Genomic DNA, 20,836 nt, shown 5'->3' with positions numbered 1-20,836 from the left:
GGGTGACCAAACCCCCGGTGCCGTGAATGACCTCAGTTTGCTGGCTTCTGCCCTGGTCGATTTAGCCGTAAACGACCTGTTCTTAGCCAAAGCGGCCATCGCGACAGCCTGCCCTTGCCGGGTTGTCGGCTTGGTCACAGAATCGGTCGCAAACAACAGCAGCCAAAGGACAACAGCCATGATGCATGCGGATCTGATCGATCAGGATGACCTGCTGGGCCAACTGCGCTCGCGAGGTTTCGACATTCCGGTCGGCGCCAGCGCCGAACAGGCCTGCGAGGTGGTGGTAAGGGGGCTGACCGAGCCCAATGCCCGCGCCCTCAAGGGTATGGTGGAGCAGATGTACACCGGCAGCGCGACCATTCTCCCGGCGGTGCGCCAGGCCATCGACAAGCAGTTGCTGCCGGCGCTGGCGCAGTACAGCAAGCGCGCCTGACTTTCAGTTTTCATTGGCCTCTTTGCGGGTAAACCCGCTCCCACAGGTGCTGCATCACTCTTGAAGAGGGTGCAGTACCTGTGGGAGCGGGTTTACCCGCGAAAAAGGCGACGCCGAATCAGAGCCTGACGCTGGCGAAGGTCGACTCGTTGCGCGCCTGGCTCAGGGCGGCCAGCGGGCCGCTGTGCGGCGACAGGGCCATGGCCTGCGGGATCGGCATCATCGCCACCTGCTGGGTGGTGTTGGAGCCTACGCGCTCGTCACGCGGCGGGATGCCGAAGTACTCGCGGTAGCACTTGGAGAAATGCGGTGTGGAAACGAAGCCGCATACCGACGCCACCTCGATGATCGACATCGGCGTCTGCTTGAGCAGTTGCCGTGCGCGAATCAAGCGCAGCTTGAGGTAGTAGCGCGACGGCGAGCAGTGCAGGTACTTCTGGAACAGGCGCTCGAGCTGGCGCCGCGAAACCGCCACGTACACCGCCAGTTCGTCGAGGTCGATCGGCTCTTCCAGGTTGGCCTCCATCAGCGCGACGATTTCCTGCAGTTTCGGCTGGTTGGTGCCGAGCATGTGCTTGAGCGGCACGCGCTGGTGGTCCTGTTCGTTGCGGATGCGCTCGTAGACGAACATCTCGGAAATCGCCGCCGACAGTTCGCGGCCGTGATCGCGGCTGATCAGGTGCAGCATCATGTCCAGCGGCGCGGTGCCGCCGGAGCTGGTGAAACGGTTGCGGTCGAGGGTGAACAGGCGGGTGCTCATGTTCACCCGCGGGTAGGCCTCCTGCATCGCGGCCAGGCATTCCCAGTGCACGCTGCAATCGAAGCCGTCGAGCAGGCCGGCACAGGCCAGCGCCCAGCTGCCGGTGCACACCGCACCGAGGCGGCGCGACTGGCGGGCCTGGGCCTGCAGCCAGGTGACGTGCTCACGGGTGACGGTACGCTGGATGCCCACGCCGCCGCAGACGATCACGGTGTCGATCGGCGGGGCGCTGTGCATGGCGGCGTCGGGGGTGATCTGCAGGCCATCGCTGGCCCACACCTGGCCGCCGTCAGCGGTCAGGGTGTGCCAGCGGTACAGCTCACGGCCGGACAGCTGGTTGGCCATGCGCAGGGGTTCGACTGCCGACGCCAGGGAAATGAGGGTGAAGTTGTCCAACAGGAGAAAACCAATGGACTGGGGTGCTGTGCGGTTCTGGGTTGGGGTCCCGGAGGTGTACGACGTCATCGCGATTTCTCCTCACACAATGCAGGGTGTGCCTCAGGCGAGCACTGTTCTTGTAATGGCCCCGTTTCGTATGCAGGGGCTTTGCCAATCTCAACGCAAATGGCATGCCTGAAATTGAACGCTCATCCAATAAAACCCAAAAACGACGCCGACAAGCGGTGTGCAGCGGGCTCTGGATCGAGCGTAGACCTAAACGTAAACAGGCGCGCCAGCGCCTGCGGATGAATCGGCTGAGCAATTCGGTAGCACTGCTGGGTAGCTTGCCCAGATGCGACAGACTTGAGTGTCACCGACAACGACCCTACCGGTAACGACAGCCGACAACCGGTAGATGACAACCGCTGCGCCAAAATGTGGCGCAGCGGCCAGGCACGGGCAGAAACGGCGCATCAGCACTCGATGGCACTGACCGCGAGGCCCCCGCGCGAGGTTTCCTTGTACTTGTCGTGCATGTCGGCGCCGGTGTCACGCATGGTGCGGATCACCTGGTCGAGGGAGATGAAGTGTTCACCGTCGCCGCGCAGGGCCATCTGCACGGCGTTGATCGCTTTTACCGCAGCAATGGCGTTGCGCTCGATGCAGGGCACCTGGACCAGGCCACCGACCGGGTCGCAGGTCAGCCCGAGGTTGTGTTCCAGGGCGATCTCGGCGGCGTTCTCCAACTGCGCCGGGGTGGCCCCGAGCACCTCGGCCAGGCCCGCTGCGGCCATGGCGCAGGCCGAGCCGACCTCGCCCTGGCAGCCGACTTCGGCGCCGGAAATCGAAGCGTTCTTCTTGCACAGGATGCCGACTGCCGCCGCACCGAGGAAGAAGTCGACAACGTTGGACTCGTCCACCACGTCGGAGAAACGCATGTAGTAGTGCAGCACGGCCGGGATGATCCCCGCCGCGCCGTTGGTGGGCGCGGTCACCATGCGCCCGCCGGCGGCATTCTCTTCGTTGACCGCCAGGGCGAACAGGTTGACCCACTCCATGGCGCTCATGGTCGAGCCGATGACGTTGGGTTTGCCGATCTCCTGCAGGCTGCGGTGCAGCTTGGCGGCGCGGCGGCGCACATTGAGCCCGCCGGGCAAGGTTCCCTCGTGCTTGAGGCCATTGCTCACGCACTCCTGCATGGCGCTCCAGAGCTTGAGCAGGCCGGCGCGAATCTCCTCTTCGCTGCGCCAGACCTTTTCGTTGGCCAGCATCAATTGCGACACGCGCAGGTCGTTTTGCTTGCACAGGCGCAGCAGCTCGGCGGCGCTGTTGAAATCGTAGGGCAGCACGGTCTGGTCGGCGTCCAGCACGCCGCTGGCGGCCTGGGCGGCATCGACCACGAAACCGCCGCCCACCGAGTAGTAGGTGTCGCGGTGCAGTTCGCCGCCCTCACCTTCGGCCACCAGGGTCATGGCGTTGGGGTGATACGGCAGGTTCTCGTCCAGCAGCAGCATGTCGCGGGCCCAGACGAATTCGATGGGCAGGCGGTTGTCGAGCTTGAGCACGCCGGTTTCGCGCAGGTCGGCGATGCGTGGGGTGATCTGGGACGGGTCGATGGCGTCGGGCCATTCGCCCATCAGGCCCATGATCGTGGCGCTGTCGGTGCCGTGCCCGACCCCGGTGGCCGACAGCGAGCCATACAGCCGCACTTCGATACGCCGCACCTGATCCAGCTCGCCGCGTTGGCGCAGGCCCTGGACGAACAGGGCGCCGGCGCGCATGGGGCCGACGGTGTGGGAGCTGGAAGGCCCGACACCGATCTTGAACAGGTCGAACACGCTGATGGCCATTGTCGCTTCACCTCTTGATGGGCTTGCCTGGTCGCGCCAAACGCCGCCTTGTGCAACTGCTAGGCTGAAACGTCGAGCCGCCTTGGAATGCTCGCATCATCGGGCTTTTACCCACCCCCTCGCCGTCTGCAACCGACGTACTTTTGTCCGCCTGCGCCGCACTGATCCGGTCCGGTTCGCGCCGTTCTGCAGCGCTCGGACGGCGTAAAAACCCGGGCGCGGGGGTGGAAAAATCCAGTTGCGACATTGCCCTTACTGGATGCGACCCGTCCTGTACTGGATACGACGCCACCAGTAGGCGATTGCCGAACGCTGGAGGATTATCGAAAGCGACTCGTTTTGCACGGCCTCGCATCCTGCCCTCTGCAGGCCTGGCCGATCGGCACCCTAGAAAGCGCCGACGGCCCCCGCGAACCCGAAGATAAAATCACAGGAGTCCACCTATGAAAGCTTCACCCTCGCTGTTGCTGGTTGCGATGTTGTCCGCTCCATTGCTGGCCCAGGCTGCAGAACCCGAACAGTGCCAGACGGTACGGTTCTCCGACGTCGGCTGGACCGACATCACCGTGACCACCGCGATGACCAGCGTGGTGCTCGAGGCCCTGGGGTACAAGACCCACACCAACATGATCTCGGTGCCGGTGACCTACAAGTCGCTGGCCGGGGGCAAGGACCTCGACGTATTCCTCGGCAACTGGATGCCGACCATGGAAAACGACATCAAGCAGTACCGCGATGCCGGTACCGTCGAAACCGTGCGCGCCAACCTGGAGAACGCCAAGTACACCCTGGCGGTGCCCCAGGCGCTGTATGACAAGGGCCTGAAGGACTTCAGCGACATCCCCAAGTTCAAGAAGGAACTCGAAGGCAAGATCTACGGCATCGAGCCAGGCAACGACGGCAACCGCACCATCCAGAGCATGATCGACAAGGACGCCTTCGGCCTCAAGACCGCCGGCTTCAAGCTGGTGCAGTCCAGCGAGGCGGGCATGCTGTCGCAGGTCGACCGGGCGCAGAAACGGGGTGAGGCGGTGGTGTTCCTGGGCTGGGAACCGCACCCGATGAACAAGCGCTTCGCCATGAAGTACCTCACCGGCGGCGATGAGTTCTTCGGCCCGGACTTCGGCAAGGCCACCGTGCTGACCAACACCCGCAAAGGCTATGCGCAGGAATGCAGCAACGTGGGCCAGCTGTTGAAGAATCTGTCGTTCACCCTCGACATGGAAAGCGAGCTGATGGGCAAGGTCCTGGACGACAAGATGAAAGCCGACGCAGCCGCCAAGGCGTGGCTGAAGAACAACCCGCAAGTGCTCGACACCTGGCTGGCAGGGGTGACGACCGTGGATGGCAAACCCGGCCTTGAGGCGGCCAAGGCCAAACTGACGCAATAACGCAAGGCGCTATGGCAACACCGCGGGGTGGGACCGTGCCCACCCCGAACTGATTTCAATCTTTGCAGGTGGAAGCTCGCTATCATGCTTATCGATCAGAAAATACCCCTGGGGCAGTACATCGCCTCATTCGTCGAATGGTTGACCCAGAATGGCGCCGATTACTTCGACGCCATCGCCAAGGGCCTGGAATTCATGATCCATGGGGTCACCGGCGCCCTGACCTGGTTCAACCCGTTCGTGCTCATCGCCCTGTTCGCCGCCCTCGCGCACCTGATCCAGCGCAAATGGGCCCTTACCGTATTCGTCGCCCTGTCGTTCCTGCTGATCCTTAACCTGGGGTACTGGCAGGAAACCATGGAAACCCTGGCACAAGTGAGCTTCGCCACCGTGGTGTGCGTGGCCATCGGCGTGCCGCTGGGCATCGTCGCCGCACACAAGCCGATGTTCTACACCGGCATGCGCCCGGTGCTGGACCTGATGCAGACCGTGCCCACCTTCGTCTACCTGATCCCCACGCTGACCCTGTTCGGCCTGGGCGTGGTGCCGGGGCTGATCTCGACGGTGGTGTTCGCCATCGCCGCGCCCATCCGCCTCACTTACCTGGGCATCTGCGACGTGCCGCAGGAGCTGCTCGACGCCGGCAAGGCCTTCGGCTGCTCGCGCCGCCAACTGCTGACCCGCATCGAACTGCCCCACGCCATGCCGAGCATCGCCGCCGGCGTGACGCAATGCATCATGCTGTCGCTGTCGATGGTGGTGATCGCCGCCCTGGTGGGCGCCGACGGCCTGGGCAAACCTGTGGTCAACGCACTGAACACCGCCGATATCTCGCTCGGCTTCGAAGCGGGCCTGGCGATCGTGCTGCTGGCGATCATGCTGGACCGTATCTGCAAGCAACCGGAACTGCCGGTAAGGGGTGAGGCATGAGCATCATTCGTTTCGAAGACGTCGACGTCATCTTCTCGAGCAAGCCGCGCGAGGCGCTGTCGCTGCTGGACGAAGGCAAGACCCGCGAACAGATCCTCAAACAGACCGGCCTGGTGGTCGGTGTCGAGAAGGCCAACCTGGACATCAACAAGGGCGAGATCTGCGTGCTCATGGGCCTGTCCGGCTCGGGCAAGTCGAGCCTGCTGCGCTGCATCAATGGCCTGAACACCGTCAGCCGCGGCAAGCTGTTCGTCGAGCACGAAGGCAAGCACATCGACATCGCCCACTGCACCCCCGCAGAGCTGAAGATGATGCGCACCAAACGCATCGCCATGGTGTTCCAGAAGTTCGCCCTGATGCCTTGGCTGACGGTGCGCGAGAACATCAGTTTCGGCCTGGAAATGCAGGGCCGCCCGGAGAAGGAACGGCGCAAGCTGGTGGACGAGAAGCTGGAGCTGGTGGGCCTGACCCAATGGCGCAACAAGAAGCCCGACGAGCTCTCCGGCGGCATGCAGCAGCGCGTGGGCCTGGCCCGGGCGCTGGCGATGGACGCCGACATCCTGCTGATGGACGAACCGTTCTCGGCCCTCGACCCGCTGATCCGCCAGGGTTTGCAGGATGAGCTGCTGGCCCTGCAAAGCAAACTCAGCAAGACCATCGTGTTCGTCAGCCACGACCTGGACGAAGCCCTGAAGCTGGGCAGCCGTATCGCCATCATGAAGGACGGTCGGATCATCCAGTACAGCAAGCCCGAGGAGATCGTGCTGAACCCGGCCGACGAGTACGTGCGCACCTTCGTCGCCCACACCAACCCGCTGAACGTGCTATGCGGCCGCAGCCTGATGCGCACCCTGGACAAGTGCAAACGGGTCAACGGCTCGGTGTGCCTGGACCCGGGCGGCGACTCGTGGCTGGACCTGGGCGAAGGCAACTCGATCAAGCGCGCACGCCAGGGGCAGAACGGGCTGGACATGCAGAACTGGGTGCCGGGGCAAGCGGTGGAAGGGCTGGATCGCCGGCCGACCGTGGTGCACGCCGACATCGGCATGCGCGACGCGCTGCAGATTCGTTACCAGACCGGCAACAAGCTGGTGCTGCAGGAGAACGACAAGCTGGTGGGGATTCTGGGGGATACAGAGCTGTATCACGCGTTGTTGGGCAAGACCCACGGGTGATGCAATTGGGGCCGCTGTGCGGCCCTTCGCGGGTAAACCCGCTCCCACAGGGCATAGCGTTGTGTGGGAGCGGGTTTACCCGCGAAGGGCTGCAAAGCAGCCCCAATCAATGTTTCAGCGCACGACGATCCCGCGCGAAGCCATGTACGCTTTCGCCTCCGGCACCGTGTACTCGCCGAAGTGGAAGATGCTCGCCGCCAGCACCGCGCTGGCATGCCCTTCCAGAATCCCGTCGGCCAGGTGCTGCAGGTTGCCCACACCACCGGAGGCGATCACCGGGATCCCCAGCGCATCGCTGATGGCGCGGGTCACGCCCAGGTCGAAGCCGTTCTTCATGCCGTCCTGGTCCATGCTGGTCAGCAGGATCTCACCGGCACCCAGGCCTTCCATCTTCTTCGCCCACTCCACCGCATCCAGCCCGGTAGGCTTGCGCCCGCCGTGGGTGAAGATCTCCCAGTGCGGCGTTTCGCCCGGGCCGGAGACCTTCTTGGCGTCGATGGCGACGACGATGCACTGCGAACCGAAACGGTCGGCCGCCTCACCCACGAATTCCGGGTTGAACACCGCGGCGGTGTTGATCGAGACCTTGTCGGCACCGGCGTTGAGCAGGTTGCGGATGTCCTGCACGGTGCGCACGCCACCGCCCACGGTCAGCGGGATGAACACCTGGCTGGCCATGCGCTCGACGGTATGCAGGGTGGTGTCACGGCCATCGACGCTGGCGGTGATGTCGAGGAAGGTGATCTCGTCGGCACCCTGCTCGTCGTAGCGACGGGCGATTTCCACCGGGTCACCGGCATCGCGGATGTTCTCGAACTTGACGCCCTTGACCACCCGGCCGTTGTCCACGTCCAGGCAAGGGATGATGCGCTTGGCCAGTGCCATGGTCGTTCCTCAGCCTTGGTAGTTGTCGCAGAAGGCCTGGGCCTCGGCGACGTCGAGGGTGCCTTCGTAGATGGCACGGCCGGTGATGGCGCCGATGATGCCCGGCGCTTTTGCGTCCAGCAGGGCCTTGATGTCACCCAGGTTGTGGATGCCGCCCGAGGCGATCACCGGGATCGAGGTGGCTTCGGCCAGGGCCTTGGTGAAGGGCACGTTGCAGCCCTGCATCATGCCGTCCTTGGCGATGTCGGTGTAGACGATCGACGAGACGCCATCGGCCTCGAAACGCTTGGCCAGGTCGATGACCTGCACGGTGCTCACTTCGGCCCAGCCGTCGGTGGCGACGAAGCCGTCCTTGGCGTCCAGGCCAACGATGATCTTGCCTGGGAAGGCCTTGCACGCTTCGGCGACGAACTCGGGTTGCTTGACCGCCTTGGTGCCGATGATCACGTGGCTGACGCCGGCCTTGACGTAGTGCTCGATGGTTTCCAGCGAGCGGATGCCGCCGCCGATCTGGATCGGCAGGTTCGGGTAACGCTTGGCAATGGCGGTGACCACTTCACCGTTGACCGGCTGGCCTTCGAAGGCGCCGTTGAGGTCGACCAGGTGCAGGCGGCGGCAGCCACCTTCGACCCATTTGGCGGCCATGCTCACCGGGTCGTCGGAGAATACCGTGGAGTCTTCCATGCGGCCTTGGCGCAGACGCACGCAAGCGCCGTCCTTCAGATCGATAGCGGGGATAATCAGCATCTTGGAAACCTGTCTTGTTCGTTGAGTTCAGGGCTTCTCGAGCGCCCACAGGTCGCTTTCGATGCTCTCGAACCGCTCCTTGAGGTGCAGCTGAACATCGGCAATCGCCCTGTTGTAGTAATACGGAGCAACTTCTCTGGAAAACAGCTCGAGGACCTCGGCCACCTCGAACGACCCCAGCTCCAGCTCGAAACGGTCTTCGAGGAAGCGCTTGAGCTTGTCGAGCGCCTCGCGCTCCTGCTCGGGGGCCAGCGTGAGGATCGGTGCCTTGGTCCGCGACCTGCTCATTTACCAGCGCCCATCCCAGGCGACGAAGTTCTGCAGCAGTTGCAGGCCATGGGTATGGCTCTTCTCCGGGTGGAACTGCACGGCGAAGCGCGAACCCTCGGCCAGCGCGGCGGCGAAATCGACGCCGTAGTGGCCGCGGCCGACGACCTGGCCCGGCTTGCCGGCATTGATGTAGTAGCTGTGCACGAAGTAGAAGCGCGCGCGGTCGGGAATGTCATGCCACAGGGGGTGGTCGATGGTCTGGCCGACTTCGTTCCAACCCATGTGCGGCACTTTCAGGTGCTCGCCGTCTTCTTTGAGGTCTTTGCCGAAGAAGCGCACCTGGCCGGGGAACAGGCCGATGCAGTCGACGCCATCGTTCTCTTCGCTGTGCTCGAGCAGGGCTTGCATGCCCACGCAGATGCCGAGGAACGGGCGATCCTGGCTGACTTCGCGGACCAGGCTGTCGAAGCCCAGGCGGCGGATTTCGGCCATGCAGTCGCGGATCGCGCCAACGCCGGGGAACACCACGCGGTCGGCTTCACGAATGACGGCGGCGTCGCTGGTGACCAGCACCTTGCCGGCACCCACGTGCTCGAGGGCCTTGGCCACCGAGTGCAGGTTGCCCATGCCATAGTCGATTACGGCTACGGTCTGCATTTACAGGCACCCTTTGGTCGATGGCATCTGCCCGGCCATGCGCTCGTCCTGCTCCACGGCCATGCGCAGCGCGCGGCCGAAGGCCTTGAACACGGTCTCGATCTGGTGGTGGGTGTTGTGGCCACGCAGGTTGTCGATGTGCAGGGTCACCAGGGCGTGGTTGACGAAGCCCTGGAAGAATTCCTGGAACAGGTCGACGTCGAAGCCACCGACGCTGGCGCGGGTGTAGGGGACATGCATCTGCAGGCCCGGGCGGCCAGAGAAGTCGATGACCACGCGCGACAGCGCTTCGTCGAGCGGCACGTAGGCGTGGCCGTAGCGGAAGATGCCTTTCTTGTCACCGATGGCCTGGGCAAACGCCTGGCCGAGGGTGATGCCGACGTCTTCGACGGTGTGATGGTCATCGATATGCAGGTCGCCCTTGCATTCGATGTCCAGATCGATCAGCCCATGCCGGGCGATCTGGTCGAGCATGTGTTCAAGGAAAGGCACGCCGATATCGAATCGGGCCTTACCAGTGCCATCGAGGTTGATCGAGCACTTGACCTGGGTTTCCAGGGTATTGCGCTCGACGGAAGCCTTACGTTCGACCATCACCAGCTCCGCAAAATCATTGGGCGAAAAGGGCAACATTATAGGCCCAGAACGCGCCAGCTTGAAACGCGGATGACATATGGCAGGGCTAGCAATTGCGGGGGGATGACAGGCTTACAGGTCTATACAAGAGCGGACGGGGGCTGCTTTGCAGCCCATCGCGGCACAAGGCCGCTCCTACAGGGACCGCACTAACCCGACGGTTGTAGGAGCGGCCTTGTGCCGCGAAAGGGGCGCAAAGCGCTCCAAGGCAGCTACATCAATGGAACAGCACTGCGGTTTTCTGCAGGGTAATCCACACCCCCCAGGCCAGCGGAATCACCACCACGGCCCAGGCCAGCAGCACCAGCGGCAGGCTGCCCGGCGCGGCATGCCACTCCAGCGAACGCGCGCTGTCGGCACCCTTGTCATGGCTCAGGGCACGCTCCGCGGCCAGCTCGGCCTCGGTCATGAAGTACTTGTCGGCCACCGGGCGTACCAGCATGTTGCAGACAAAGCCCAGCACCAACAGCCCGGCGAGGATGTACAGGGTCATGTCGTAGGCCGCGGCCCGCTCCACACCCGCCGCCAGCTGCGCTTCGCGCAGGTAGGTGATCAGCACCGGGCCAAGCACGCCAGCGGCGGCCCAGGCGGTCAGCAGGCGACCGTGGATGGCACCGACCATCTGCGTGCCGAACAGGTCGGCCAGGTAGGCCGGCACCGTGGCGAAGCCGCCACCGTACATCGACAGGATGATGCAGAACGCCGCCACGAACAGCGCCACGTTACCGATGTGCCCCATGTTCGGCACCAGGCTGTAGAGGCCCACGCCCAGGGCGAAGAAGGCGAAGTAGGTGTTCTTGCGGCCAATGTAGTCGGAGAACGACGCCCAGAAGAAGCGCCCGCCGATGTTGAACAGGCTGAGCAGGCCGGTGAAGCCGGCGGCGATGGCGGCGATTTGCGCCAGTTGCGTGGCGTTCAACTCGCTGAAAGTCAGCTCGTTGCCCAGCAGCTTGCCGGCGAACACTTCCTGCAGCAGTGGCGAGGCCATGCCGAGAATGCCGATACCGGCCGAAACGTTCAGGCACAGCACCAGCCACACCAGGGCGAACTGTGGGGTCTTCCAGGCCACGCTCACGTGCACGTGGCGGTCGGTGACCATGGCGTTGGCCTTCTTCGCCGGTGGGGTCCAGCCCTCTGGCTTCCAGCCGGTGGGCGGCACGCGGTAGGCCAGGGCGCCGGCGGTCATGAACACGAAGTAGATCGCGGCCATGGCAACGAAGCTCTGCCACACGCCGACTTCAGTCGCACTGCCGAAGTGGCCCATCAAAGCGGTCGCCAGCGGCGCACCCACCATGGCACCGCCACCAAAGCCCATGATCGCCATGCCGGTGGCCATGCCGCGCTTGTCCGGGAACCACTTGATCAGGGTCGACACCGGCGAGATGTAGCCCAGGCCCAGGCCGATACCACCGATTACCCCCGAACCGAGCCACATCAGCCACAGCTGATGGGTCTTCACGCCGATCGCCGAGATCAGCAGGCCACCGCACCAGCACAGTGCCGACACCAGGCCGGCCTTGCGCGGGCCTGCGTGTTCCAGCCAGCCGCCGAGCACTGCGGCCGAGCAACCGAGGAAGACGAAGAACAGGGTGTAGATCCAGCTGAGCATGGAGATCGGCCAGTCGCACTCGGCGCTGAACAGGCGGGCGACGAAGCCCATGTCCGCCGCGCACGCCACCGGCGCGCTGACGCCCAGGGCCTGGGACAAAGGCAACCAGAACACCGAAAAACCGTAGGCCATGCCGATGCACAGGTGGATGGCCAGGGCCGCCGGCGGTACCAGCCAGCGGTTGAAGCCCGGGCGGGCAATGATGCGCTCCTTCGACAGGAAACCGGGCACGCTTACCGGCATCTCCGTCGTGATACTGCTGCTCATGGATCGTTCCTTTTGTAGGTGGGCTGCTTGCGGGCTGCCGGCACGGCTCTGCTGTGGCGCCTCCCCCGGGATGACGCCGGCCATTTGCGGCATTGCCCCGCGACAATGGGTCGCGGATGCGGCGAAAGCGGCGCAAGATTACCAGCAGCCAGTGGCATGAAAGCAATCTGATATCGCGATTTTTTTGCCAGCTGAAACGGTAATTCGCATGTTTAGGTGAAGTTATGTCGCCTGGTCTGGCCTCATCGCGGGGCAAGCCCGCTCCCACGCTGGATTGCGTTGCTTTCGTGGGAGCGGGCTTGCCCCGCGATGGGGGCCGAGCAGGTCTTGAATGAACTGTCGTCATTCCCACTGTCGAAATGTCGGATACGCAGAGCCAAGTGCCACAGCGCTATACTCGCCGCTGAATTTCACAATCGGACTACAAGGACTCGCCCATGAAAGCGTTCGGCAAAATCCTGGGGCTGTCGCTTCTCGGGTTGTTGCTGATCATCGTGGCGCTGGGCTTCGCCCTGACGCACCTCTTCGATCCCAACGACTACAAAGACGAAATCCGCCAGCTGGCCCGCGACAAGGCCCATGTCGAGCTGACGCTCAACGGCGACATCGGCTGGAGCCTGTTCCCCTGGCTGGGCCTGGAGCTGCACGAGGCGAGCATCGCCACGCTGAACAACCCCAAGGTGCCGTTCGCCGACCTGCAGATGCTCGGTTTGTCCGTGCGCGTGCTGCCGCTGCTGCGCCGTGAAGTGCAGATGAGCGACGTGCGGGTCGAGGGCCTGAACCTCACCCTCACCCGCGATGCCAATGGCCACGGCAACTGGGAAGACATCGGCAAGCCGCTGCCTGACCCGGCCATTGCCAGCGCCCCGGCCACCGCGCCAGGCGAAGCGCCGGCCAGCGAGCCGGCCAAGCCCGAAGCCAGCGAGCGTTCGGTCAAGCTCGACATCGACAGCCTGACCGTCAACAACGCCCGGGTGCAGTTCACCGACGAGAAGGCCGGCCAAAGCTACGGTGCCGAAAGCATCCAGCTGAGCACAGGCCCCGTGCATGAAGGCGTGAACATCCCGCTCAAGGCCAGCGCCTTCCTCAGCGCCAGCCAGCCGAACATCAAGGCGCGCACCGAGCTGACCGGCGAACTGCGCTTCGATCGCAAGCTCAAGCGCTACAACCTGGAAGACATGCGCCTGTCCGGCGAAACCTCGAGCGAGCCGCTGGCCGGCAAGACCATGACCTTCGTCGCGCAAGGCCAGGTGCTGGTCGACCTGGCCGCCAATGTCGCCTCGTGGAGCAGCCTGAAAGTCTCGGCCAACCAGCTGCGCGCCCTGGGCGAGCTGAACGTGCGCGACCTGGACAAGGCGCCGCAGGTGAGCGGCGGGCTGTCCATCGCCCAGTTCAACCTGCGCACCTTCCTCGACGGCATCGGCCACCCGCTGCCGGCCACCGCCGATGCGGCCGCCTTCAACAAGCTGGAGCTGGTTGCCCGCCTGCAAGGCACACCGAACAGCCTGGCCCTGGAAGACCTGGCGGTGAAGCTGGACGACAGCACCTTCACCGGCCGCGTGGCCGTCGAAGATTTCGCCAAGCAGGCCCTGCGGGTGAACCTCAAGGCGGACACCTTCGACGCCGACCGTTATCTGCCCGCCAAGAGCGAGGAGGCCAAGGGCACCACCGCGGCGCGCCAGGCCGAAGTGAAACAGCAGGAGGCCAGCGCCACTGCCGGTGCCGGCACCACCCCGTTGCCCAACGCCCCCACGCAAGTGGCCTGGAGCAACGACAAGCTGCTGCCGGTGGACCGCCTGCGCGCCCTCGACCTGCAGGCCGACCTGGCGTTCGGCGCCCTGACCCTGGACAAGCTGCCCATCAGCGACGCCCGGCTCAAGGCCAACGGCCAGGGTGGCCTGATCACCCTCGAGACCCTGCGCGGCGGCCTGTACAACGGCAGCTTCGAAGCCAAGGGCACAGTCGACGTGCGCCCCGCCGTGCCGCAACTGGGGGTGGACACCAAGATCAACCGCGTGCCGGTGGAGCATTTCATCAAGCGCGAAAGCCCCGACCAGGCGCCGCCGGTCAAGGGCCTGCTGACCCTCGCCAGCGACCTCACCGCCACCGGCAACAGTCAGAAAGCGCTGGTCGACACCCTCAATGGCAACGCCAGCTTCACCATCAACGATGGCGTGCTGGTCAACGCCAACCTCGAACAGCAACTGTGCCAGGCCATCGCTACCCTCAACCGCAAACAGCTCGGCAGCGAGCCGCGCGGCAAGGACACGCCGTTCGAAGAGCTGCGCGGCAGCCTGGTGATCCGCAATGGCGTGGCCAGCAACCCGGACCTCAAGGCGCGCATTCCCGGCCTGACCGTCAATGGCCATGGCGACCTCGACCTGCGCGTGCTGGGCATGGACTACAACGTCGGCGTGGTGGTCGAAGGCGACCAGCGCGCCATGCCCGACCCGGCCTGCCAGGTCAACGAGCGCTTTGCCGGTATCGAAGTGCCGCTGCGCTGCCGTGGCCCGCTGGAGCTGGGTGCCAAGGCCTGCCGCCTGGACCAGGACGGCCTGGGCAAGGTTGCCGCCAAGCTGGCCGGCAACCGCCTGAAAGACAAGATCGATGAAAAGCTCGAAGAAAAACTCGGAGACAAAGTGAGCCCGGAACTCAAAGATGCGCTCAAGGGGCTGTTCAAGCGATGACCCCCCAGCAGTTTTCCAGCGCCGTGCTGGAATGGTACGACCAGCACGGTCGTCACGACCTGCCCTGGCAACAGGGCATTACCCCATACCGGGTGTGGGTCTCGGAAATCATGCTGCAGCAGACCCAGGTCAGCACCGTGCTCAACTACTTCGATCGTTTCATGCAGGCGCTGCCGACCGTGCAGGCGCTGGCTGAAGCGCCTGAAGACGAAGTGCTGCACCTGTGGACGGGCCTGGGTTACTACACCCGCGCACGCAACCTGCAAAAGGCCGCGAAGATCGTCGTCGCACAACATGGCGGCGAGTTCCCGCGCAGTGTCGAGCAGCTCACCGAACTGCCCGGCATCGGCCGCTCCACCGCCGGGGCCATCGCCAGCATCAGCATGGGCATCCGCGCGCCGATCCTCGACGGCAACGTCAAGCGCGTGCTGGCCCGCTTCACCGCCCAGGCCGGTTACCCGGGCGAGCCGAAAGTGGCCAACCAGCTGTGGGCCACCGCCGAGCGCTTCACGCCGATGACGCGGGTCAACCACTTCACCCAGGCGATGATGGACATGGGCGCGACGCTGTGCACCCGCAGCAAGCCCAGTTGCCTGATCTGCCCGCTGCAGCGCGGTTGCGAAGCCCATCTGCACGGTGAAGAGACCCGCTACCCGGAGCCCAAGCCGCGCAAAGCCTTGCCGCAGCGCAAGACCCTGATGCCGCTGCTGGCCAACCACGAAGGCGCGATCCTGCTTTACCGTCGGCCCTCCACCGGGCTGTGGGGTGGCCTGTGGAGCCTGCCGGAGCTGGACAGCCTCGAGCAGCTAGACGACCTCGCCTACCAGCACGGCCTGCGCCTGGCCGGCAGCCAGGCCTTGCAAGGCCTGACCCACACCTTCAGCCATTTCCAGCTGGCCATCGAGCCGTGGCTGGTGCGTGTCGCCCCCCTCGGCGCGCACGTGGCCGAGCCCGACTGGCTCTGGTATAACCTCGCCACCCCGCCGCGCCTGGGCCTCGCCGCCCCGGTCAAGAAGCTGCTGCAACGCGCGGCCGACGAACTGATTGCAGGAGAGAACCCATGACCCGCACCGTGATGTGCCGCAAATACAAAGAAGAGTTGCCAGGCCTGGAGCGCGCGCCCTACCCCGGCCCCAAGGGCCAGGACATCTTCGAGCACGTCTCGCAGAAGGCCTGGGCCGACTGGCAGAAGCACCAGACCCTGCTGATCAACGAGAAGCGCCTGAACATGATGAACGCCGAGGACCGCAAGTTCATCCAGGCCGAGATGGACAAGTTCTTCGCCGGCGAGGACTACGCCAAGGCTGAAGGCTACGTTCCGCCGTCGGAATGACCCCAGAAATCGTAAGCGACGGAATTAATTTAAATTTTTCAAAAAAAGTCGTTGACGAGCGGTCTGGAAATCTATTTAATTCACCTCGTCGCCCAGATAGCTCAGTCGGTAGAGCAGAGGATTGAAAATCCTCGTGTCGGCGGTTCGACTCCGTCTCTGGGCACCACCTTCAGCTTCTGGTGGTTGCAAAGTTACCCGAAGCGACACAAGAAACCCGCCTAGTGCGGGTTTTTTGTTGTCTGGGATTTGTACTCGAAAATGGGCAGCCACCGTCCCGGGGCCGCCTTGACGATACCTAAGCAGCTACCCTGCTGCCCGAGGCTGCACGACCTCGGCATGCAGCCTGATCCCAAGTGCCGTTATGACCTTCATGATGGTCGCAAGGCTTGGGTTCCCATCCGCCGATAACGCTTTATAGAGCCCTTCCCGAGTCAGGCCGGTATCGCGCGCCAATTGGGCCATGCCGCGCGCACGCGCAATATCACCCAATGCAGCAGCAAGCAAAGCCGGATCGTTTTCCTCAAGGCAGGCCTGAAGATACAGGGCCATGCCCTCCTCAGTCTTGAGGTGATCTGCGGCGTCCCACTTGGTCAGTTTGGTATTGGTCATGGCGGCCTCCGATTACCCGTATGCCAATTTGTCCTTGATCTATCATCCCCGCTACTCGCCAGCGAAACGATTGAGAATGTAGTCACGATCGACTAAGTCGCAACATGCTCGGCGACCGTCGCCCCAAACATGCAACCCCAGTCATTAAGGTGCAGGAAAACAAAAGCACAAGCCGGGAAAAGCTGAAAAATGATGCCAAAATGGCATCGATCTACCTAAGCTAGCGTTACACTTCTTGACTGCCGCCGATCTAGCGACCATACCACTCTCTAACCAGAGGTGTCATAATCCGGCCAGAATGATGGCGAAAAGCCTTCGACAGATAGTATTACGTTTAATGGACCTTTATGGATTATGTGGGTCCTACAAGACAGGGGATAGCGTTACCTAGTGAATCGCTAGAGTTTCGCTTCAGGTCAACTAGAGATTTTGCAGGAATAACCATGGCCACTGCCGAACAAATTAAAGCGCTGCTCAGAAGTCATATTGATCGGGACGAACATCGCTTTTATTCAATTGCGCTGCAGGTTGCGGCCAAAGAGGCTAGGATCGGCCATACCAAATTAGCCGGTGAAATAAAAGTTTTGATTGACAAAGCCCAGGCAGCTAGGCCAGCGGAGGTTGCGTCAACAGTTAAAGCAACACCATTAAATCGCCCACCCCAAGAGCTAAACGGCCTGCTGCAACTGTCTCACCCAACCTCGAGGCTGTCTGAACTTATACTTTCAGCCGAGACAAACACTAGAATCAATCGAATCATTATCGAACAACGACAGAAAGATAAACTCGGCCAGTACGGCCTATCACCTAGACGGAAAATTTTGTTCACAGGTCCACCTGGAACAGGAAAAACTCTCACATCTTCTGTTCTAGCGTCGGAACTCAAACTACCGCTTTACACGATTGTTCTCGACTCCCTCATTACCCGCTATATGGGAGAAACAGCTTCAAAGCTCCGACTTGTCTTTGACCATATCAAGCAAACAAGGGCCATTTATCTTTTTGACGAATTTGATGCCATTGGGACTCAGCGCGGCTCACAAAATGATGTTGGAGAAATCAGAAGGGTACTAAACTCTCTTCTGCTTCTCATCGAGCAAGATACGTCTGAGAGTATAATCATTGCAGCAACGAACCACCCCGAATTATTAGACAAAGCTCTATATAGAAGATTTGACGATATAATACCTTTCGAAAAACCAGATAAGAGCAGTATAAAAAAAATCATCGTTAACAAACTATGCCAATTTGATCTAAAAGATGTGAAATGGCCTGCTGTTATCAACAAGGCAGAAGGGTTGAGTTCAGCAGAAATCGCTAGGGCATGTGACGACGCCGCAAAAGAAGCAGTACTGCACAATGAATCAACCTTAACTGACCAGCTTTTAGTAGACGCACTGGCATATAAACACTTACACACTTAACGGTACACATAGATGCGCGAAGGATTGCCACACATAGTTTTAACGGGATTCAATAGAAAAGAAAAATTCAAATCAAAGTCTATTGGTAGGAATCCCGAAATACCATTTCAAGACAGGGCTTCCCATGGAAGCCAGATGCTTTCGAGCTACAACAACGCTATTGCAATTGGAGCCTCACGCAAAGAGAATTCAAAGCCCTTAACAACTGAGAGTGGTATATACTTAGAAATAATAAGCTTTCCAGACTGCTCGCTCCAACTGGACAGCCTGGACAGTTCCAAGGGATACAAACTAAAAAGTTTGCACCTAGCAGAAAATCGAGAGATAGCTGTAATTTTTGTTCCTGACAGCAAGCGCTCAGAATTTTCAAACAAAATTGAAGCGTATCTGAATCCGGACAAAGATGTACATAGTAAAAAACATCAGACATCCGCCCCAAAGAACAGAAAATTAATAGATAGCATCGAGACAATAAAACTCGCCAGCCTACGCTCATTTTGGACCGATGTATCTTCTAAATACCCATCAAACGATGAAACCATAATTTGGTGGGAGGTTTGGTTAAGCTGGGGGCCAAACATGGGGTCTCCGCTTGATTTAGCAAATCGCTTAGCAGAGCGCATAGGTGCCCAAACCACTCAATCATTCCTGACTTTTTTCAATTCTGCCGTTTTCTTGCTGAAATGCTCCGCTTCAACCCTTCAATCCGCACCTGAACTGATTGGAAATCTAGCAGAGCTTAGGCTTGCCCAGGCCTCCCCTAACTTATCCATTACTTTGTCTGCTCGCGACCAGACCGAGCTTTCGAGCAATCTGCGCTCAAGGACAACGTTCAAGCCAGGGTCCACGGCATCAGTATGCATTTTAGACACAGGCGTAAATTATAATAACCCACTTTTATCTCTAGCCTGTAGCCGTGAAAAGTCTGAGTGCTGGGACGCGAGCTGGAATCATTTTGATAACTATTTGCCAGGACAGTCCTACAACGATCATGGATCAAGGCAAGCCGGCTTAGCCCTTTATGGCGCTGAACTGCAAGAACTTCTATTCCTTAACACATCAGTTGAAATAAACTACCACATCGAGTCGGGAAGAATTCTGCCTGAAACTGGAAGCAATGACCCCAAGCTCTATGGGGCCGTGACAGTAGACACCGCTAACAAGATTGAGATCGTGAGGCCCAGCTGGAATAGGGTTTATTCATTAGCTGTCACAGCTACACCCTCTGGACCTAGTGGCATCCCGTCATCATGGTCCGCAGAGATAGACTATTTTTCTTCCGGATACCAAGATGAAAAACAACGTCTCTTTGTAATTTCCGCAGGAAACAACGCCTCCATCAGTCCGCATACAGATTACTGGGACCAAGTTAATCTTTCGGAAATTGAAGACCCTGCCCAGTCATGGAACGCATTAACGGTCGGTGCTTGTACTTTCTTAACAACTGTCGACGATCCTACTTTCAAAGGCTGGGCGCCATTCGCTCACCCTGGGGATATTTCGCCTTCTTCTCGCTCATCTTTAAATTGGAACTGGAGAAAACAGGCCCCCTACAAACCAGAAATTGTTGCAGAGGGTGGAAATCGGCTAATTTCTCCATGTGGAACTAGCCTGTCCGATGCGGACTGCGTTTCTATACTTACTACCTCCGGGCGATCATCTGGGCTCGTTCTCGAAACTACAAAAGACACAAGTGCCGCAAGCGGTCTTGTCTCAAGAGATGCAGCTATTCTAATTGCCGAGTATCCAAATTTCTGGCCAGAAACTATTCGCGGACTACTTGTTCACTCTGCCGAATGGTCTCAGCAAATGATGAACAGGTATCAAACCCTCCAAAGCTCGCACTCTCTTAGCGTTGCGAAAGAGGTCATGCTACGAACCGTAGGGCATGGAGTTGTCAACTTACGCAAAGCGCAACACAGCGCAAGCAATCTGTTAACACTAATATCACAAGAAGAAATAAAACCGTTCATTAAAGAGCAGAGCAAGAGCACGCCGTCGTCTGATGCAAAACTTAATGAAATGACCCTCTACGACCTGCCTTGGCCAATTGAGACACTTCAAAGCTTACAAGGTACAACCGTAAAACTAAGAGTGACACTATCTTACTTCATCGAGCCCAATCCGGGTAGGAAGGGGTACCGAAGCAGATATAGCTATCAGTCCCACGGGCTCAGATTCGAAGTTATTAGACCAGAGCAAAGCCTACAAAACTTTAAACGTTTTGTGAATGGCTTGGTCAACGAAGATAGTGAGGACTATGACGGCCCAGAGGGAGATAACTCCGGTTGGAACTTTGGACCAAATCTTAGAAAAAGAGGGTCATTGCACACAGACTTTTGGGTAGGCGACGCATCTCAGCTATCTAACATGCGCTATATCGCAGTATACCCAGTAGGAGGCTGGTGGAAATACAAAACCTCTGGTGATAGTTGGAAAAAAAGTGCTAGGTACAGCCTCATTGTCACCATAGAAACGCCAGACGAGATATCCGAAGTACCTGTAGACATTTATACCCCAATAAAGATCATAACTTCAACAGATATCCAAGTTTAGATCTGGACAGCCCAAACTCTCAAGACAGGTCAATCAGCAGATTAATACATTTAAAGAAATCACAACCATCATAAAAGTAGTTACTTGACTCATAGATTTCTTGCTTACGCGCGTATGGGGATGTATCTTTAAACGGTCGCTGTTATACAGCGACCAGGCTTGGCGGCCTGAACAGTACAAGGCGCAGCAGCGCCACCATCACGGTTGTCGGCGCTTTTTTTGCGCCCGGCATT

18 protein-coding genes and 1 tRNA gene are annotated in these 20,836 nt (G+C 60.4%); 10 read left to right on the top strand and 9 right to left on the bottom strand.

What is annotated here, in order from left to right:
- The first annotated feature begins 178 nt into the window (after positions 1 to 178).
- Complete coding sequence (locus DM373_RS03570; RefSeq protein ID WP_110992255.1) at positions 179 to 436, top strand: hypothetical protein; 258 nt, start codon at positions 179 to 181, stop codon at positions 434 to 436.
- Between the two features lie 118 nt (positions 437 to 554).
- Here DM373_RS03570 and gbdR read toward each other — a convergent pair whose 3' ends face one another.
- Together gbdR and DM373_RS03560 are read right to left on the bottom strand one after the other, a co-directional pair.
- On the bottom strand, positions 555 to 1,661 hold the full coding sequence (gene gbdR, locus DM373_RS03565; RefSeq protein WP_110992254.1) for a choline metabolism transcriptional regulator GbdR: 1,107 nt from the start codon (positions 1,659 to 1,661) through the stop codon (positions 555 to 557).
- A gap of 389 nt (positions 1,662 to 2,050) precedes the next feature.
- Entirely contained in the window at positions 2,051 to 3,427 is a 1,377-nt protein-coding gene (locus DM373_RS03560) for an L-serine ammonia-lyase (RefSeq protein ID WP_110992253.1), read from the bottom strand.
- Positions 3,428 to 3,870: 443 nt separating this feature from the next.
- Between DM373_RS03560 and DM373_RS03555 the strand changes: the two genes are divergently transcribed.
- From DM373_RS03555 to choV, 3 genes are all read left to right on the top strand, one after another.
- Complete coding sequence (locus tag DM373_RS03555; protein ID WP_110992252.1) at positions 3,871 to 4,818, top strand: choline ABC transporter substrate-binding protein; 948 nt, start codon at positions 3,871 to 3,873, stop codon at positions 4,816 to 4,818.
- Positions 4,819 to 4,899: 81 nt separating this feature from the next.
- Entirely contained in the window at positions 4,900 to 5,748 is an 849-nt protein-coding gene (choW, locus tag DM373_RS03550) for a choline ABC transporter permease subunit (protein WP_178125776.1), read from the top strand.
- Positions 5,745 to 6,923, top strand: a complete 1,179-nt coding sequence (gene choV / locus DM373_RS03545; protein WP_110992250.1) for a choline ABC transporter ATP-binding protein — start codon at positions 5,745 to 5,747, stop codon at positions 6,921 to 6,923. The genes choW and choV overlap by 4 nt, the downstream gene beginning before the upstream one ends.
- Positions 6,924 to 7,037: 114 nt before the next feature.
- Here the strand turns inward: choV and hisF are convergent, their stop codons facing one another.
- From hisF to DM373_RS03515, 6 genes are all read right to left on the bottom strand, one after another.
- A complete protein-coding gene (gene hisF, locus DM373_RS03540; RefSeq protein ID WP_110992249.1) occupies positions 7,038 to 7,808 on the bottom strand; it encodes an imidazole glycerol phosphate synthase subunit HisF in 771 nt (256 codons plus the stop codon).
- A 9-nt stretch (positions 7,809 to 7,817) separates the two neighbouring features.
- The gene (gene hisA / locus DM373_RS03535) at positions 7,818 to 8,555 is read right to left on the bottom strand and encodes a 1-(5-phosphoribosyl)-5-[(5-phosphoribosylamino)methylideneamino]imidazole-4-carboxamide isomerase (RefSeq protein ID WP_110992248.1); all 738 of its coding nucleotides are present in this window, start codon (positions 8,553 to 8,555) and stop codon (positions 7,818 to 7,820) included.
- A 27-nt stretch (positions 8,556 to 8,582) separates the two neighbouring features.
- Positions 8,583 to 8,843: a DUF2164 domain-containing protein gene (locus DM373_RS03530; protein WP_110992247.1), complete on the bottom strand. Its 261-nt coding sequence runs from the start codon at positions 8,841 to 8,843 to the stop codon at positions 8,583 to 8,585.
- Complete coding sequence (hisH, locus tag DM373_RS03525; protein ID WP_110992246.1) at positions 8,844 to 9,482, bottom strand: imidazole glycerol phosphate synthase subunit HisH; 639 nt, start codon at positions 9,480 to 9,482, stop codon at positions 8,844 to 8,846.
- Entirely contained in the window at positions 9,483 to 10,076 is a 594-nt protein-coding gene (hisB, locus tag DM373_RS03520; RefSeq protein WP_110992314.1) for an imidazoleglycerol-phosphate dehydratase HisB, read from the bottom strand.
- Positions 10,077 to 10,335: 259 nt separating this feature from the next.
- Positions 10,336 to 11,994 (bottom strand): OFA family MFS transporter, encoded by a 1,659-nt coding sequence (locus DM373_RS03515; protein ID WP_110992245.1) that lies wholly within the window; start codon positions 11,992 to 11,994, stop codon positions 10,336 to 10,338.
- Between the two features lie 437 nt (positions 11,995 to 12,431).
- Here DM373_RS03515 and DM373_RS03510 point away from each other — a divergent pair, with 437 nt between their 5' ends.
- From DM373_RS03510 to DM373_RS03495, 4 genes are all read left to right on the top strand, one after another.
- Positions 12,432 to 14,681 (top strand): AsmA family protein, encoded by a 2,250-nt coding sequence (locus DM373_RS03510; RefSeq protein ID WP_110992244.1) that lies wholly within the window; start codon positions 12,432 to 12,434, stop codon positions 14,679 to 14,681.
- Positions 14,678 to 15,745, top strand: a complete 1,068-nt coding sequence (gene mutY / locus DM373_RS03505; RefSeq protein WP_110992243.1) for an A/G-specific adenine glycosylase — start codon at positions 14,678 to 14,680, stop codon at positions 15,743 to 15,745. Before DM373_RS03510 ends, mutY begins: the two co-directional genes overlap by 4 nt.
- Positions 15,742 to 16,014, top strand: a complete 273-nt coding sequence (locus tag DM373_RS03500; RefSeq protein WP_110992242.1) for an oxidative damage protection protein — start codon at positions 15,742 to 15,744, stop codon at positions 16,012 to 16,014. The genes mutY and DM373_RS03500 overlap by 4 nt, the downstream gene beginning before the upstream one ends.
- Positions 16,015 to 16,104: 90 nt before the next feature.
- Positions 16,105 to 16,180 (top strand) — tRNA-Phe (locus tag DM373_RS03495).
- 137 nt (positions 16,181 to 16,317) lie between these two features.
- On the opposite strand, the gene DM373_RS03490 is transcribed toward DM373_RS03495, so the two are convergent.
- Entirely contained in the window at positions 16,318 to 16,623 is a 306-nt protein-coding gene (locus DM373_RS03490) for an addiction module antidote protein (protein ID WP_110992241.1), read from the bottom strand.
- Positions 16,624 to 17,066: 443 nt separating this feature from the next.
- Here DM373_RS03490 and DM373_RS03485 point away from each other — a divergent pair, with 443 nt between their 5' ends.
- Both DM373_RS03485 and DM373_RS03480 read left to right on the top strand, forming a co-directional pair.
- Positions 17,067 to 18,047 (top strand): AAA family ATPase, encoded by a 981-nt coding sequence (locus DM373_RS03485; RefSeq protein WP_110992240.1) that lies wholly within the window; start codon positions 17,067 to 17,069, stop codon positions 18,045 to 18,047.
- Positions 18,048 to 18,059: 12 nt separating this feature from the next.
- The gene (locus DM373_RS03480; protein ID WP_110992239.1) at positions 18,060 to 20,603 is read left to right on the top strand and encodes a S8 family peptidase; all 2,544 of its coding nucleotides are present in this window, start codon (positions 18,060 to 18,062) and stop codon (positions 20,601 to 20,603) included.
- The last annotated feature ends 233 nt before the right edge of the window (positions 20,604 to 20,836 follow it).

It is taken from the genome of Pseudomonas sichuanensis (genome assembly GCF_003231305.1).
GTDB lineage: Bacteria > Pseudomonadota > Gammaproteobacteria > Pseudomonadales > Pseudomonadaceae > Aquipseudomonas > Aquipseudomonas sichuanensis.
Note: the sequence above shows the minus strand (reverse complement) of the source record. Positions and strands in the feature narration are given on the sequence as shown.

Coding starts and splice junctions, on each gene's coding strand:
- hisA (WP_110992248.1), bottom strand. CDS start 8,555: ATGCTGATTATCCCCGCTATCGATCTGAAGGACGGCGCTTGCGTGCGT.
- DM373_RS03510 (WP_110992244.1), top strand. CDS start 12,432: ATGAAAGCGTTCGGCAAAATCCTGGGGCTGTCGCTTCTCGGGTTGTTG.
- DM373_RS03515 (WP_110992245.1), bottom strand. CDS start 11,994: ATGAGCAGCAGTATCACGACGGAGATGCCGGTAAGCGTGCCCGGTTTC.
- DM373_RS03490 (WP_110992241.1), bottom strand. CDS start 16,623: ATGACCAATACCAAACTGACCAAGTGGGACGCCGCAGATCACCTCAAG.
- DM373_RS03480 (WP_110992239.1), top strand. CDS start 18,060: ATGCGCGAAGGATTGCCACACATAGTTTTAACGGGATTCAATAGAAAA.
- hisH (WP_110992246.1), bottom strand. CDS start 9,482: ATGCAGACCGTAGCCGTAATCGACTATGGCATGGGCAACCTGCACTCG.
- hisF (WP_110992249.1), bottom strand. CDS start 7,808: ATGGCACTGGCCAAGCGCATCATCCCTTGCCTGGACGTGGACAACGGC.
- DM373_RS03570 (WP_110992255.1), top strand. CDS start 179: ATGATGCATGCGGATCTGATCGATCAGGATGACCTGCTGGGCCAACTG.
- DM373_RS03500 (WP_110992242.1), top strand. CDS start 15,742: ATGACCCGCACCGTGATGTGCCGCAAATACAAAGAAGAGTTGCCAGGC.
- DM373_RS03485 (WP_110992240.1), top strand. CDS start 17,067: ATGGCCACTGCCGAACAAATTAAAGCGCTGCTCAGAAGTCATATTGAT.
- choV (WP_110992250.1), top strand. CDS start 5,745: ATGAGCATCATTCGTTTCGAAGACGTCGACGTCATCTTCTCGAGCAAG.
- gbdR (WP_110992254.1), bottom strand. CDS start 1,661: ATGACGTCGTACACCTCCGGGACCCCAACCCAGAACCGCACAGCACCC.
- mutY (WP_110992243.1), top strand. CDS start 14,678: ATGACCCCCCAGCAGTTTTCCAGCGCCGTGCTGGAATGGTACGACCAG.
- hisB (WP_110992314.1), bottom strand. CDS start 10,076: ATGGTCGAACGTAAGGCTTCCGTCGAGCGCAATACCCTGGAAACCCAG.
- DM373_RS03530 (WP_110992247.1), bottom strand. CDS start 8,843: ATGAGCAGGTCGCGGACCAAGGCACCGATCCTCACGCTGGCCCCCGAG.
- DM373_RS03560 (WP_110992253.1), bottom strand. CDS start 3,427: ATGGCCATCAGCGTGTTCGACCTGTTCAAGATCGGTGTCGGGCCTTCC.
- DM373_RS03555 (WP_110992252.1), top strand. CDS start 3,871: ATGAAAGCTTCACCCTCGCTGTTGCTGGTTGCGATGTTGTCCGCTCCA.